Genomic DNA, 14,517 nt, shown 5'->3' on the forward strand with positions numbered 1-14,517 from the left:
CTGCTGCCTAGCCCAGCGTAATGTTCTCGCTGGCACGCAGGGTCTCCGAAACGAGAACACCATCGCCGAGGAGAACCACTGATCCGCCTGCTGCCCAAATCTTCAAGGCATCAGGCACGACGGCGGCCCAACCGTTCTCGGCCTGCAGCAGGACCCGCTGTGGCCCGGTAGGCAACTGATTTTCAGGTATGGACAGCAGCTGCGCACCTCCTGTCAGCAGGTGGGCATAGTCAGTCTTGTCTATGTCTGCACTCAAAGCTGTGCCAGCAACATCTGTTCCAGCACCTGCGCCGTTGTTCAGAGCCGTGTGTTGCCAAGCAATATCGCTGGGCTCGGGTTCAGCGTCGGCAAAGAACACATCGGCGTGCGAACGGACTTCTCCGGAGTAATCCAGCGTGCGGGACGGGAGCTCACCCATCCAGCGCATTTGCAGGGCCGGCAGCGCAACGGCCACCACAACTGGATCCCCCTTGGCCCCGGTCAGAAGGCTGTGGATCTGCACGGGTGAGGCTGTGGCGACAATGTCAGTGCCAGAAATAAGCTGAGCGCCTGTGACGAGGGCACCCGGGCCGGCAGCGCCTGCCGCTGTGCCCGTCTGGGTGTTGCTGGAGGTGGCGGCAGTGGCGCCCACGGCCCATGTGGCCAACAACCAAGCCAGAGATCGCCAGTGAAGTGGCAGGTCCAGGGCTATGACTGTGCCCGGTTCGGCGTCGAGTTCGTCAACGAGGTAATTGGCGGTTTTGGCTACCCAGTTCTCCAGAACCCGGCCGGAGAATTCCACACGTTCGGAGTCCGGGCCGTACCAAGTAAGCCGAGGTGAGGTGGGGTTGTTGGTACGCAGGGCGTGCAACAGCTGGGTGGGGGTGTTCAGAGACTGGTTCATGGCAGCCCATTTTGTCATGTTCCACCCGCTTCCTGACGTCCATCGATTGGAAGAAATCTTATTGTGACGTGATCTGGCTTACAAAAAGAATCCTGAGACTTCACTGGGAATTCACCAAAAATGCATCTTACGCCCAGAAAGACGGGTTTTTTGGGGTCTGAGAGCCAAATTGCGTGAATGTATTGGTATGAAATTGCCGGGCGTGGCGTGCAAGATATTCCACTGTGGCAGTGGGTATCATCTCTGGCCGCTTGACGTGAGTGACTTACACGGATGTAATTAGACGCACCAACCGCTGAAAGTGGCACTGCAGTCCGCACATTGCGGGAACCGTACTTTGGTAAGCAGTGTCAGCGGCAACATTCAGGAGGACGATTATGGGGCAAGCTCAGCTGAGTGTGGAGAATTTTCGCGATGACCAGGTGGCAGCGCAGGCTGCTACCGCCTACCAGACCCGTGGTGTGCCCACTGATTGGTACGTGGACCCGGCCGACCCAGAAGCCGCTGCGTTCCATGAACGGGAGAACCGTCAGGGTCTAGAAGACGCGGCAACGGCATTTCTTTCCACGCATGACGAGCCGGACGATCTCCTGACCGGGGGAGTTGTCGGCGTTGACAATGACCCAATTTGGATTGGTCTTGGAACGCGGCGTGATGATTTCAGTGACGAAGGTGAACTAGGCTGGCAGACTGACGCCTTGTGCGCACAAACCGATCCGGAAGCGTTCTTCCCTGAAAAGGGCGGATCCACCCGGGACGCGAAGAAAGTGTGCGGCGCTTGCAATGTCAAGGCACAATGCCTTGAATACGCGTTGGCTAATGATGAACGGTTTGGAATCTGGGGCGGCCTGTCCGAGCGAGAGCGTCGGCGGCTGCGGAAGCGAGCGGTCTAATTCTTGAAGCAGTAAAAGTCACGGCCGTTCTGGTTGCCCATAACGGCGGTGCCTATCTCCCTACAGTCCTGGCCGCATTGGCCTCGCAGACCCGACCGGCGAATGTTGTCCTCGGCGCAGACGTCGCCTCAAGTGATAACTCGGGGGAGTTACTGCGCAAGGAACTCGGCGAACGTCACGTGATCTCCCTTGAGGGCCGCAAAAGCTATGGTGCTGCCGTCAATGCCGTCCTCGAGTATCAAAAACGGCTGAGCAGCGGTGCCGCAGCGACGGCCCGCCCGGCGCGTTCCGGGGACCGCCCCGCCGACGGATCATCCGCAGAAACAGCTGCGTTAAACTCATCCGGCGGAGTCGGGGTACTCGAAGGCGAGCGGCCCGGCAGCAACGAATGGATCTGGCTCCTACAAGACGACGCGGCTCCGGCCCCCGATGCTCTGCAACTGCTCATTGAAGCCACAGAGCGGGCCACCACGGCTACAGTTGTTGGCGCCAAACAGCTGGACTGGGATAACCACCGGCGTCTGGTCGATGTAGGGCTGAGTAGCAACAAATGGTTCGACCGTTTGGCCTTGGTGGGCCTGGATGAACAGGACCAGGGACAGTACGATCACTTTGCCGATATGTTCGCCGTCAACACGGCAGGCATGTTGGTCCGCCGCGACGTGTTTGAAAGACTTGGCGGTTTTGACCCCGCTCTTTCCGGCCCCGGAGATGACCTGGACTTCTGCGCCCGGGTCCGCCTGTCCGGTGACCGCGTACTCATTGTTCCCGCCGCACAGATGTTCCACGTGGTGCATCGACCCAATGGCGTCGGCACTGGCGTGGCTGCCCGCAAAGCCGGAGTCTTCCTGCGGCTCAAGCACGCCCCGGCAGCGGCTGTTCCGCTATACACGGTCGGCACCTTTATTGCTGCCCTGTATTGGCTGATGGCAGGCTTTCTCCTGAAGGCCCCCGGCCATGCCGTGCGCATGTTCGTGGCCACCTGCGCTGGCCTCATGCGCCCCTTTGCGCTGCGTCGGAGCAGAGCCTCATTGGCCGCAACGCGCACCACACGCCGCTCGGTCAACAAGGGTCTGCACGTCCCCAAGGGCGCGTCCCGTGAGCACTTGAAGTCACTGCGAGAAGCAGTGGGCCCGGACGAGGACCTGCCGGTGGAATCTCTTGCCGGCCCGTCACTTTTAGAACCCACAGGAGAAACCCACCAAGAGAGCGTGGCGCCGCTGGCTCTAGGCCGCACCGCCCCCATAATCAGTGCCATTGCGATGGTGGTTCTGTTGAGCGTACTTTCCCTCGTAGCGCTCTCGCGACTCATGGGTGCCCCCTCACTGTTGGGCGGCGCTTTGCTGCCGGTCTCTGCTGAACTCGGAACGGTCTGGCAGCACGCCACCGATTGGTGGGTCTCGCTCGGTTCCGGAATGCCCGGCCACGGCAACCCTTTCAACTACGTTTTGTTCCTGCTCAGCGCGCTGGGTGGCAACGGATCGATCGCCCTGTTGTGGTTGGTGCTGTTGGCCTTGCCGCTATCCGGTTTCACGGCTTGGCTGGCTGCTGGCGCACTGACACTGCGCCGCTGGCCGCGCATTGTGGCCGGCTTGGCTTGGGCAGGTGCTCCCGTGCTTTTGCTCGCCATGGGACAGGGGCGTGTGGGTGCCTTGCTGGCCCACATCCTGATCCCGTTGGTGATGTTGGGGCTGATCCGCGCCGTGGGTGGGGCGGTAAGCCCCGAGACTGTCCCCGGCACCGTAGAGGGGGCAGCAGGTACCGCCGCCACCGTCTCCAAGATGGGCCGCCCCGGCGTGGCAGGCAACCCGTCATGGACGGCTGCCGCGGCAACCGGGCTGGCGTTGGCTGTTGTGACGGCGGCGGCTCCGAGCCTGTTTGTTGTGGCCATTGTTGGCGTCCTGATTGCGACGTTGTTGTTGGGCCGCCGGGGCAAGACCATCTGGTGGTCGCTGCTGCCCTCGGCTGCAGTGTTCCTGCCGTTTGTCTGGTCCGCTTGGGGTAACCCCCGTGCACTTTTGGCCGATCCGGGACTGCCCCTCGCCACATCCCATGCACCGCTGTGGCAGCAGGCCTTGGGATTCCCTGAACAAGTGAACGCCACCGAGGGAATTCTGGGTCTTGGCCCGCTACTCTCGGCACCCTGGCTGACGTGGGTAGCCGTGGCAATCGTTGGCGCCCCCGTGGTGATTGCAGCCATCATCGCCCTACTGCTTCCCCTGCGCCGCGCCGCCACGGTACGCACCCTGTGGTTTGTTGCGCTGCTGGCTCTGGTGGGGTCCTATGGCCTCAAGCTCATTGCCGTAGCGTTCGACGGCGGCACGCTCGTTACCGCTTTCAACGGACCTGCCGTTTCGCTCGCGTTCTTTGCACTCCTTGGTGCCGCTATCTTGGGATTCGACGCCGTCCACCGGCACGCCTACGATCCGGCTCACAAGGCTGGCGAAAGGCACAGGACGGCGAAAGTGACCGCCGTCGTCCTTTCAATAGTTTTGGTGCTGGCACCCGTGGTGAGCTTGGGCGCGTGGACCGTGCAGCAGTTCGCCAAGGATCCCGGACAGGCGTCCTTGACAGGGCCGTTCTTGCTACAGGGAGCTACTTCCGGGACCATTCCGGCGACGGCCTCGGACCGAGGCATGGGCCCCGAGGCCAGCCGAACGATTGTGCTTTCGGTGACGGCTGATGGCGGCATTGATGCCGCGCTCATGCAGGGCGCTGGAACAACGCTGGACTCACTCTCCGCAATTTCTGCGGCAGCGCGCGTCACGGGTAGCCCGGGCCAGGAAACCGTGGTGCCCAGCGATGAGGCAACAGCGGTTTTGGAGACCACCGTGGCAGCTCTCGTCTCCAAGGCGGGACTTGACCCTCGTGATGATTTGGTGGATCTCGGCGTCGGTTTCGTGGTGCTGCGCCCAGGTGACACAGCGGCTGAGCTGTTGGCCAGCGAGCTCGAAGGAGTTCCCGGTCTGAGCAGCGTTGGCCCCACCGAATCCGGGTGGCTGTGGCGCGTTCAGCCCACCTACGCCACCGCCGGTGACACCGACGTGGTGAACCGAGTCCGGATTGTTGACGCTGCTGGCAAAGCCGTGGCACCCGTGCCGTCCAACGGAATTGGCGTCAAGACTGACGTTGCTGCCGGGGAAGCCGGGCGCAAGGTGGTGTTGGCCGAACGCTCCAATGCGAACTGGCAGGCCTGGTTTAATGGCAAATCGCTCAAGGCCACAGACGCGGGCTGGGCTCAGGGCTTCGAGTTGCCGGCGACCGCAGGAAAACTGGAGATTCGCTACGTGGAGCCTCTAGATGCAATTTTCACTATTGTGCAGTTGGTCTTGTTTGGATTGACAATCCTGCTAGCTGTTCCCGTCCGGGCCCGTCGCGGCCGTACCGGTGCATACCGGGATGAAGCATCGTTGCAAAGGGTTGGTAGAGGTGTCTGAGAACAAGGACAACAAGCAGGACAACAATATTGCTGGCGGTGCTCCTGAAACAGGCACTCCTGAAGAAGGCGCTGCTCTAACTAACGACGCCACGCCAGCTACGGACGCGACGCGCAGCGACACTGAGGTGCCCGCCGCTGATGCAAAGGTTGGGGGTGAGGTGCCCGCCGCTGATGCACCATCGACCAACGCCGCTGTGCCTGTTTCGGCTGCGCCCAGCGTCGCTGCGAAGGCTGCCGCTGAGCTATCCCCGGCTGCGTCCAACGCCGCTGCGCCCGCTGCCGATGGAACATCGGAGACGCCGAAGGCAGCTCCTGTGGAGAAAACTTCCGCACGGAGTCAGAAGCGCTCGCGCCGTGAGAAGGGGAACAGGCGAGCCGTGCGCCGTCGTTGGCCGGCCATTGTTGCCGGAGTGGCCACGGCTGCCCTGGCGGTTGCCGCGGTGGGCGCCGCCACTCTCTACCCCGGTATGGATGCCACAGCCGTGACTGAGCCTGTGCCACATGTGCTTCCGGTAGGCGTGTCCATGGCGAATTGTCAGGGACCAACCCAGTTGCTGGCTGGTTCAGCAGCAGGGGCGGATGCGGAGTTTTCAGCTAATTCCTCGAGCACCAAAACCCTGTTGAATGCCGTCGTGCTCAGTGGTGCCACGGGAGAGGTTCCGGGGGCGTCGGTGCTGGCGTTGGATGGTAAGTTCTCCTCGCTATTCACTGTGGCCAAGCCGCTTGCCACACCCTCGGGGGCGTCAACGGCTTCACCAGCAGCATTGACCGGCGAGCCAAAGGCCAAAGCACAAGTTGTGAGCGGGAAATCCGTGGATGCGGCTTCTGCGCTGCAGCTTGACCCGCTAGCGGGGGAGAGTTCTCAGGGCGCAGGATCGGTTGTGGTCGACGCCACCGACGGCGATCTGGCCGGACTGGCCGGGGCAACATGCCAGACGCCAGCCAACGACTTGTGGCTTGCTGGCGCGAGCACCACCGTGGGACGCACAGCCATCTTGTCACTGAGCAATTCCTCCGAAACTCCCGGCAATGTTTCGCTGGAACTGTTTGGCTCCAATGGACCCGTTCAGGCTGCTGGCAGCAAGGGCTTGGTGGTTGCCCCGGGCAGTGTTCGATCCGTTGTTCTGTCCGGTCTGGCCCCTGACGAAGAAATGCTTACTGTTCATGTCAAGAGCGTGGGCGGGCCCGTTAGTGGCACCATTCAGCAGTCGGTTCTGCGGGGGCTCACCCCCGGTGGCATCGATTATCTGCCCCCCGTTCAGGCTCCGGCACAGTCGTTGACCATCCCCGGTGTTGAGGTCCGTGCCGCTAACGACAGCGCAAAGATCACGGCCCAAAAGGGCTATGAGGATGCCACTACCGTTCTGGCTGTCACGGTTCCAGGAATCAGCGACGCCGTCTTGGAGGTCAAGGCTTTTGGCGCTGACGGTCAAGTGCCTCTGCCGAACGGAGGCGTATTCACCGCCGCCGCTGGCAAGGTCAGCACGCTGTCGCTGGCTGGGCTCCCAGCGGGCAACTATTCCCTCGCTGTGAGTTCAGATGCTCCGGTAGCGGCAGCTGTCCGGCTCATTAACTTCACCAAGGCGGGTGCCGCCGTCGACCTCGCCTACGCTACGTCCACAGCACGGCTGGGTGACACCCATGTGCTGACCTTGCCAGCTGGCGTCGAATCACGTTTAGCCTTTGCCGCCATTGAGGGCAGCGCAACCATCAACCTGGTACCGGTTTCAGCTAGCGGTGTGTTGGGCGCGGGGAAGGATGTGGAACTACGTGCGGGCAGCTCCGTCACAGTGGATCCGGCAAAACTACTCGGTTCCGGTGCTGTTGCAGTGGTGGTTGCTGCGTCCGGGGCACCGGCTTTTGGCTCTCAGTTGCTGCTCAAGGACGGTTCGGCCGGTATTGCTGTTCTGCCCATTGCGCCGTCGGCTGCGGGAAATTCCGCCGTCAACATCATCACCCGGTACTGACCTAAACTAGTGACCTCGGTGGTGCCGGAACAACGGGTCTACTGCGTCCGGATCAATGTTCAGGAGCCCGGCGACTTGTTCCACAAGCACCTCATGCACCAGCTCCCGGACCTGTCCGGCGTTGTCACAGAGGGCTTCCACTGGGTGCCGGTAAATGGCAATGGACGCTGGTTCACCCATATTTCCGGCAGTGGCCGGGCGGGCAGGCACATATTTTCCCAAGGGAGCCTGGGCTCCGGATGCCAGGAGTGACTCAAGCCGTTCGGGAACTTCCTCGACGAGGTATTCCACGGTTGCTAACGCCTCGGGCCACAGGGAGCGCAGCCTATCGGCGGAGTCCACCACGAGGTCATCAAATTTCTGCCCGCGGGTCCTTGAGCCCGGCAGCCCAGCGTCAAGTACGGGGCCACGTAAACCGCGCCCGTGCCTGTCACGACGGCGCGAAGTGAAGCTGCGGGCCGCAGGATTTTCTTCCCGTGGCGGATCAGATTCTTGGGGGTCCAGTGAGATTCTTAGGGACTGTTCGCCGTCATTTGCCTTGAACTGCATCATTTCACTCTAGGGCGCGGGGCAGCCGAGGGGAAATATCGCGGCATGAGGGGTAGTCTTGTGGATCGTGGGAACCCTTCGTCAATGCACCAGATCAGCCTGCCGGGAAACGGCCGTGGCCACTTTGACGTACGTCTATGCTGATTCGACGGCGGTCTTGGGGCCACTGGCAACTTTCGCCGAACCTCATTGCTACGACTTGTGCGCCAAACATTCCGCTCGATTGACGGCCCCGCTGGGCTGGAACGTCATCCATCTGGCGCGATCGGACAAGCCGCCAGCGCCTGGCCCGGATGATCTGTCTGCTCTGGCCGATGCCGTCAGGGAAGCTGCCAACGCCGGCTCCGAGGAAACTGGGGCCACCGCCGCACGGCGAGAATACCGTGGCACGTTGGAACCGCCCGCGCAGCTACCCTCCAACCCCGGCAGCACCGGCCGGCGCGGACACCTTCGCATCCTGCGCGACTAGCAGCTCCGGCATACCAGGTTCGATCCGGCCCACCTGGTGTAATGGCCAAACGTTTGACGCATTTTGACTCTTTTGACGCACCGTGAATGAAATGGGAGATCATGGCAAAGATTAACGAGGCCCTGTTGGCAATACTGCGCTGCCCGGTCACGGGATCGCCATTGACACAGCACGGCGAGGAACTGATCAGCACGGTCAATGGCGAAGACGGCATGGCGGTGCATTACCGCATCGACGAAGGCATCGCACTGCTGCTTCGCCCCGAACAAATTACTGCCTAGGCGCTACCAGCCCACACCACTAGCCAACGCCATGAGACATAGGGGTCAGAAATGAACGCTGCGTGGGAAACCATCGGGACCATGGTGCGGCGCAGGCGGGCTGCGAACCCGGGCCCCATGACCCTTGACGGGACCAATTCCTACGTTGTTGCTGCCCCCGGCGCGCACGGCGTGGTGGTGGTTGACCCCGGTCCGCTGCTGGAAGATCATCTGGCTGACTTGGCCGCTGCCGGCGCGGTTGAGCTGATCTTGATCACTCACCATCACGGCGACCACACCGATGGCAGTGCCCGGCTCCATGAGCTCACCGGCGCGCCAGTGCGGGCGGCCTTGTCGGAATTCTGCCACGGGGCTGATGCCCTGTACGACGGCGAACTCATCCAGGCGGGCGGCCTCACCATTGAGGTACTCGCCACGCCCGGACATACCAGCGACTCACTGTGTTTTGCCGTGACCCTAGGCGTGACCCTAGGAGAGTCGGGTGGAGCTCTTGCGGACACTGAAGCGCTCAATCAAGCCGATCCAGAAACCGTGATTTTCACCGGCGATACCATCCTTGGCAGCGGCAGCACCGTGATCTGCCACCCGGACGGCAAGCTGGGGGACTACCTCGCGTCCCTGGCACTTCTGCGCAACCGCGGAAGCAATACCCAAGGAAGCCAGATTGCGGCCCTGCCCGGGCACGGGCCGGAGCTGCGCGACATCGCCGCGGCAGCCCAGGGGTATGAGGAACACAGGGCGAGCCGGATCGCAGAAGTCGTTCACGCCGTCGAACTTTTACACAAGGATGGTATCGCGGAGCCCACGCCGGCTCAGGTGGCCTCCATTGTTTACGGGGACATCCCAGAAAATCTGCAAGGTGCCGCGCGGCTCTCCGTAGAAGCACAATTGGCCTATCTGTGCCGTTGACGTTCCAGCCGAGGTTCTAGGCGTAACCGCACCGTTTCGCGGGGTGCTGGGACAGTAACGACCCCATAACACCATGCCGGCTTGCCTTCGCAGTGGCAGGGGGCTGCGCAATGGTGGCGTAAAATTACGTGATGGTGTAGTTTACGCCGTCACAGGATCCTGGGGATTAGTCCACCGAATGGGGAGTTTGCATGGCTGAGTTGACAGAGACCAAGAGAGCCCGCGGGGGATTGCGGATTGCCTTGATCTCACTTGTTGCTGTGGGTATGGCTATGACCGGAGCCGGTTGCAGCATTCTGCCCGCGGAAACTGCTCCCGGTGCAGGCTCGCAAGGCACGGCGTCTGCCGGCGCCACCGCAGCACCCTCCACTGTGCCGGCCACGCCCGCCACCACGGACATGACGCCCGCCACCGGCACGGAAGCATTCAACCCGGCCACGGAAGTCTCCGCCATGGTCACCAACGGCACTGTAGCTAAAGCCGTTCTGGAAGAAAAAGCCACAGGAATCGCCGTTGCTGGCGAACTGGTGGTCAGCGGCCGCAAATGGATTTCCAAAGAACCGCTCAAGTTCGGCACCGACTACATCCTGAGCATCACCTCCGAGGACGCCGGCGGCAACAAGACCACCAGCCACAGTGCCTTCTCCACGGTTGCGGCCTCGCACGAGGCTGACGCCTGGGTATACCCGGCGGCCGATTCCACGGTGGGCGTTGCCCAGCCGCTCGAGTTCAACTTCAGCGAGCCAGTGGTAAACAAGGAAGCCGTCGAAAAGGCCATTACTATCACCAGCAGCACTGGCCAAAAGGGTGCTTTCCGTTGGTACTCGGACACCATGGTGCGCTACCGGGCAGAAACGTACTGGCCTGCAAACAGCAAGCTCACGGTGAATATGGCGCTCTTCGGCACCGACCTTGGCAACGGCATGATCTACAACGCCAATAGGGCCTATGAGGTTAACATTGGCAACAAGGTCGTCATGGAAGCTGACGCCACTAACAAGTTCGTGAACATCTTTGTCAACGATCAGCTTAGTAAAACTTTCCCGGCATCGATGGGAAGCGATACCTTCCCTTCAGCATCCGGGTTCATGGTCCTCACCGCTGACAAACAGCGCTTCGCCACCTTCAAGGCCTCAACCATTGGCCTCAAGCCGGGCGATCCCGGCGATTACGGTTCCGTAGACGTGGAATATGCCACCAGGCTCTCCAATAGCGGCATCTTCATCCACGAGGCTACGGCCTTCGCCATTCCTTACCTGGGAATCACCAACCTGTCCCACGGTTGCATTGGGCTCTCGCATGAGGGCGCTGGCTGGGTCTTTGAGAACATGCGTCCCGGGGACCTGGTTCACACTGTCGGAACACCCAATGACACGATCCTGCCCACCGACGGCTTTGGCGACTGGAACTTCGCGTTCGCCGACTACGCCTCGCGGTAACACGCCGGGAGCTGGGAGCTGTTGGCTGCCGGTAGCTGGCTGCCGCTAGTAGCTGACAGCCAGCGCCTGCCAGCTACCGCGCCCAGCCTCCAGCGCCAGCCAGCCGCCACTTGTCTGGCGCAGCCAAGACGTTTTACTTTCCGCCCACGCCGTGACGCTCCAGCTGGCCGCGTACGGCAGCTGCGCGGTCCGCGGCAGCGCCCATGCGGAGGTGCTCACGATCGCGGCGCTCGGAGATAAGCGCCGAGAGAAAAACGCTGGGATCGGTGCCAGGAGCCGGCAGCGGAGCCACGTATGCGCTGGCTTCACTGGCCAGTTCCACGGCCATGGCGTAGCGGGAGTTACCGGCCATGGCCTGTCCCTGCCGCAGGAACATGGAGATGCGCCGGGCTAGCGGATCAGGAAGCCGGCCAATGTCCACTAGGGCGGCCCACTGTCCCAGCTCAGGAGCCACGGAAACCTGCAGTGGCGTCGCCTTCGGCGCGCGGTCTCTGATTGCGTAGGTGCCGGCCAGCATGTCGCCGAGCCGCTTGGACTTGTCATTGAACAAGGACACCAGGCAGGCAATGGAGCCCAGCGTCATGTAAATTTCCAGCACAGCCAGCAAGGCGCGGACTAGGGCATGGCGAAAACGGATGGATCCGCCGTCGTCCCTCACTACCCGCAGCCCCATGGCGAGCTTGCCCAAAGACTTTCCGCGGCTGAGGGTCTCTACGGTGATAGGGACAATTACCAGCAGGCCCACGATCGTCGTCAGAACCATGACGCGGATTGCCGCCGGGTCTAGCATAAAGGCCAGCTGGAACAACAGCAGGAACAGGCCAAATCCCACCGCCAGGGTGACGAACAGGTCAATAGCGGTCGCCACGGACCGTGCGGCAAAGGAAGCTGGGCGAAGCTCGAGGACGACGGCTTCGCCAGTGATAATTGCGGACATGAAAACAGTCTATCCACGCCCATGCGCGCCTTAGCCTATATGCTGGTTCGAATGGATATGGATGCCTTCACCTCGGTGCACCGCCCGGAATGGGAACGGCTGAACACTCTTGCCCGGAAGCGGCGTCTGAGCGGCAATGAGGCCGATGAGCTGCTGCAGCTGTACCAAAGTGTCTCTGGGCATTTGTCGCTGATCCGCTCCGTGACGGCCGAGAGTGCGCTGTCCGCATCACTGTCAGCCATTCTTGCCAATGCCCGCACCCGGTTCACGGGAGCCCGGAGCAACATCTTCGTGGACATCGCCCGGTTCTTTGTCATCGCTTTACCGGCTGCCTTCTACCGGCTCCGCTGGCTGACACTTATCATCGGGGCCGTGTTCATAGCCATAGCGTTCCTTTTTGCCTTGTGGGTCATGGGGAACCCGGACGTCCAGGCGGCCTTGGGCACAGATGCGGAACTACAGCAGCTGGTCAACCACGATTTCGTGAACTATTACTCGGAGAATCCAGCCGCATCCTTTGCCGGGGCGGTTTGGACCAACAACGCCTGGATCGCCGCTCAATGCGTGGCCTTCGGCATCACCGGCATTTTTGTGCCGTACCAAATCTTCATGAACGCCGAAAATGTGGGCATGACAGCCGGCGCCATGTTCGCCTACAGCAAGGGCGATGTCTTCTTTAGCTACATCCTGCCGCACGGGCTCATGGAGCTGACGGCCATCTTCATTGCGGCCGCGGCGGGCTTGCGCATTTTCTGGGCCTGGGTGAGCCCGGGGCCCCGCACGCGCCTGGATTCTTTGGCGCTCGAGGGCCGATCCCTCATGACAGTGGCCTTGGGCTTGGTCCTGGTGCTGTTGGTCTCGGGGCTCGTGGAGGGCTTCGTGACGCCAAGCCCGCTCCCTGTCTGGGCCAAGATCACGATTGGCGCGCTAGTTCTGGCCGCCTACTGGGCGTACACCTTGATCTTGGGTGGCCGTGCTGTGCGGGCCGGCGAGCAGGGCGATCTTAACGAGGACGACGCCGGAGCCTGGCTCCGTTCAGCCTGAGTCGTCCGCTGTGGTGTCTTTGGTTGACAGTGACACCCGGGCCCTGCATTGTCAGATTTTCCGCGCCAGCCCCGGTTCCGGCCCTGGCCGTTCCTGAAACCGCCCCCGGGCCCGAAAACTCGCTCCGGTCTGGCGTCGGTTCCTGAAACTGGCCCCAGTTCCGGTCCGGCTGGGGCGATTCTGACTGCGAAACAGTGGCTGCTGCGATTTTCTCGAGCCACGGGGCATCGAAATAGCAGATAAAGGGGGTGCGAGCCGCCACTTGGCTTCTTCTCGATTCCACACAGCAGGTAATAGGGGTGCGAGCCGCTGGGACCCCTATTAGCTGCTGTTTGGAATCACCGTCAGCTGCTACACCCCCTTTAGCTGCGGTTTCGATTGCAGCTCAGGCGCCGAATCCCTCCGGCTGGGCGATTCTGACTGCGAAACAGTGGCTGCTGCGATTTTCTCGAGCCACGGGGCATCGAAATAGCAGATAAAGGGGGTGCGAGCCGCCACTTGGCTTCTTCTCGATTCCACACAGCAGGTAATAGGGGTGCGAGCCGCTGGGACCCCCTTTATCTGCTGTTTGGAATCACGGTCAGCTGCTACACCCCCTTTGGCTGCGGTTTCGATTGCAGCTCAGGCGCCGAATCCCTCCTGCCTGTGGATAACTCCGGGCGGCAAAGGGGAATATGAACCAGACTTTATTCATGGTTGTACGTCCACCACTCCCCGGGATCTTGGCACGGCGCTCCTTCACTTACAGAGAAGGACTGGATGCCGGTGTCACGCTGAGCAGGTTGACGGCGCTTGACCTGTCCATTCCCAGCAGAGAGGTGCGTGTGCCGCGCGGACAACCGCAAAGTTTGCTCGAGCGCGTACACCCCTACACCGTCTTATGCCGTGAAAGCTGCGCATCCCATGTCACTGCCGCGCAACTGCACGGCATCCCGCTGCCGTGGTTTGACCATGAAATCAAGACCATTCACCTGACGCGACCGGCAGGCTCTCCACAGCCGCGGCGCAGAAACGTCATTGGCCACAGCATTGAGCTGGCCTCCTGCGAGAGCATGCTCATCGATGGCATCCCGGTAACTACTCCAGAACGGACATTCCTGGATCTCAGTGCATTGTTGGGACTGGACGATCTGGTGGCCGTGGCAGACTTCCTTATCTGCGAGCACGACAGGCCCTTCGAACCGTCCAAACGCCCGATCATTTCGGTTGAGGACCTCCGCACCTATGTGCTGAACAAGCACAACATCAGAGGCCTCGAGAAGGCCAAAGCTGCTCTGGAATTAATGCGAGTTGGTGTGGATTCCCCGCCGGAAACAAAACTTCGCCTCCAGCTGCAGCGTGCTGGGTTGCCCGAGTTCACCACCAACTACGCCATACAAGGAGATCCGGAGGTTTGGCCTGATTTGGCGTGTAAGGAGTACAAGACCTGCAGCGAATATGAGGGCGAAGTCCACAAGACCACCCAAAAGCAACTCTTCGACAGAACCAGAGACGAGCGGACCGCCGTCCGCGGCTGGCTACAGGTCAAGGTCTACAGTGCCGACATGCGCAGGGGTGAGCCCCATGTCGATGAAATGTTCAAACAGGCACTTCGTCAGCAAGGTTGGCTGGGGTAGCGGGCCAGTTGTGGGAAATAGGGCATCCTCTGATTCGTAGGGGGAGGGGCTCTCCTGACACTTACAAGTTTCCGCTCTGGGGTGCAGTATG

At 61.5% G+C, this 14,517-nt stretch carries 12 protein-coding genes; 9 read left to right on the forward strand and 3 right to left on the reverse strand.

Annotated features, from left to right (window positions below):
• Positions 1–7: 7 nt before the first annotated feature.
• Positions 8–901 (reverse strand): TIGR03089 family protein, encoded by an 894-nt coding sequence (locus CXQ93_RS01875; RefSeq protein WP_258068524.1) that lies wholly within the window; start codon positions 899–901, stop codon positions 8–10.
• A 359-nt stretch (positions 902–1,260) separates the two neighbouring features.
• Between CXQ93_RS01875 and CXQ93_RS01880 the strand changes: the two genes are divergently transcribed.
• The 3 genes from CXQ93_RS01880 to CXQ93_RS01890 all read left to right on the forward strand — a co-directional run bounded on the left by CXQ93_RS01880 (position 1,261) and on the right by CXQ93_RS01890 (position 7,182).
• Positions 1,261–1,776 (forward strand): WhiB family transcriptional regulator, encoded by a 516-nt coding sequence (locus tag CXQ93_RS01880; RefSeq protein ID WP_104108777.1) that lies wholly within the window; start codon positions 1,261–1,263, stop codon positions 1,774–1,776.
• 77 nt (positions 1,777–1,853) lie between these two features.
• Entirely contained in the window at positions 1,854–5,213 is a 3,360-nt protein-coding gene (locus CXQ93_RS01885; protein WP_258068525.1) for a glycosyltransferase, read from the forward strand.
• The gene (locus CXQ93_RS01890) at positions 5,206–7,182 is read left to right on the forward strand and encodes a DUF5719 family protein (RefSeq protein ID WP_104108779.1); all 1,977 of its coding nucleotides are present in this window, start codon (positions 5,206–5,208) and stop codon (positions 7,180–7,182) included. The genes CXQ93_RS01885 and CXQ93_RS01890 overlap by 8 nt, the downstream gene beginning before the upstream one ends.
• Positions 7,183–7,188: 6 nt before the next feature.
• Here CXQ93_RS01890 and CXQ93_RS01895 read toward each other — a convergent pair whose 3' ends face one another.
• The gene (locus tag CXQ93_RS01895) at positions 7,189–7,731 is read right to left on the reverse strand and encodes a metallopeptidase family protein (protein ID WP_104109168.1); all 543 of its coding nucleotides are present in this window, start codon (positions 7,729–7,731) and stop codon (positions 7,189–7,191) included.
• 67 nt (positions 7,732–7,798) lie between these two features.
• Here CXQ93_RS01895 and CXQ93_RS01900 point away from each other — a divergent pair, with 67 nt between their 5' ends.
• From CXQ93_RS01900 to CXQ93_RS01915, 4 genes are all read left to right on the forward strand, one after another.
• Complete coding sequence (locus CXQ93_RS01900; protein WP_104109169.1) at positions 7,799–8,200, forward strand: DUF3499 domain-containing protein; 402 nt, start codon at positions 7,799–7,801, stop codon at positions 8,198–8,200.
• Positions 8,201–8,301: 101 nt separating this feature from the next.
• Complete coding sequence (locus CXQ93_RS01905) at positions 8,302–8,481, forward strand: Trm112 family protein (protein ID WP_104108780.1); 180 nt, start codon at positions 8,302–8,304, stop codon at positions 8,479–8,481.
• 51 nt (positions 8,482–8,532) lie between these two features.
• On the forward strand, positions 8,533–9,390 hold the full coding sequence (locus CXQ93_RS01910; RefSeq protein ID WP_104108781.1) for an MBL fold metallo-hydrolase: 858 nt from the start codon (positions 8,533–8,535) through the stop codon (positions 9,388–9,390).
• Positions 9,391–9,581: 191 nt separating this feature from the next.
• Positions 9,582–10,829: an Ig-like domain-containing protein gene (locus tag CXQ93_RS01915; protein ID WP_104108782.1), complete on the forward strand. Its 1,248-nt coding sequence runs from the start codon at positions 9,582–9,584 to the stop codon at positions 10,827–10,829.
• 133 nt (positions 10,830–10,962) lie between these two features.
• Here the strand turns inward: CXQ93_RS01915 and CXQ93_RS01920 are convergent, their stop codons facing one another.
• Positions 10,963–11,766, reverse strand: a complete 804-nt coding sequence (locus tag CXQ93_RS01920) for an RDD family protein (RefSeq protein ID WP_104108783.1) — start codon at positions 11,764–11,766, stop codon at positions 10,963–10,965.
• A gap of 51 nt (positions 11,767–11,817) precedes the next feature.
• Here CXQ93_RS01920 and CXQ93_RS01925 point away from each other — a divergent pair, with 51 nt between their 5' ends.
• Together CXQ93_RS01925 and CXQ93_RS01930 are read left to right on the forward strand one after the other, a co-directional pair.
• Positions 11,818–12,810, forward strand: coding sequence for a stage II sporulation protein M (locus CXQ93_RS01925; protein ID WP_181036009.1), 993 nt, complete (start codon positions 11,818–11,820; stop codon positions 12,808–12,810).
• 692 nt (positions 12,811–13,502) lie between these two features.
• Positions 13,503–14,426 carry a hypothetical protein gene (locus CXQ93_RS01930; protein WP_104108784.1) on the forward strand — a complete coding sequence of 308 codons (924 nt, stop codon included), beginning with the start codon at positions 13,503–13,505 and terminating at the stop codon, positions 14,424–14,426.
• Positions 14,427–14,517: the final 91 nt, after the last annotated feature.

It is taken from the genome of Arthrobacter sp. N199823 (genome assembly GCF_002929705.1).
In the GTDB taxonomy this organism is placed as follows: Bacteria; Actinomycetota; Actinomycetes; order Actinomycetales; family Micrococcaceae; genus Specibacter.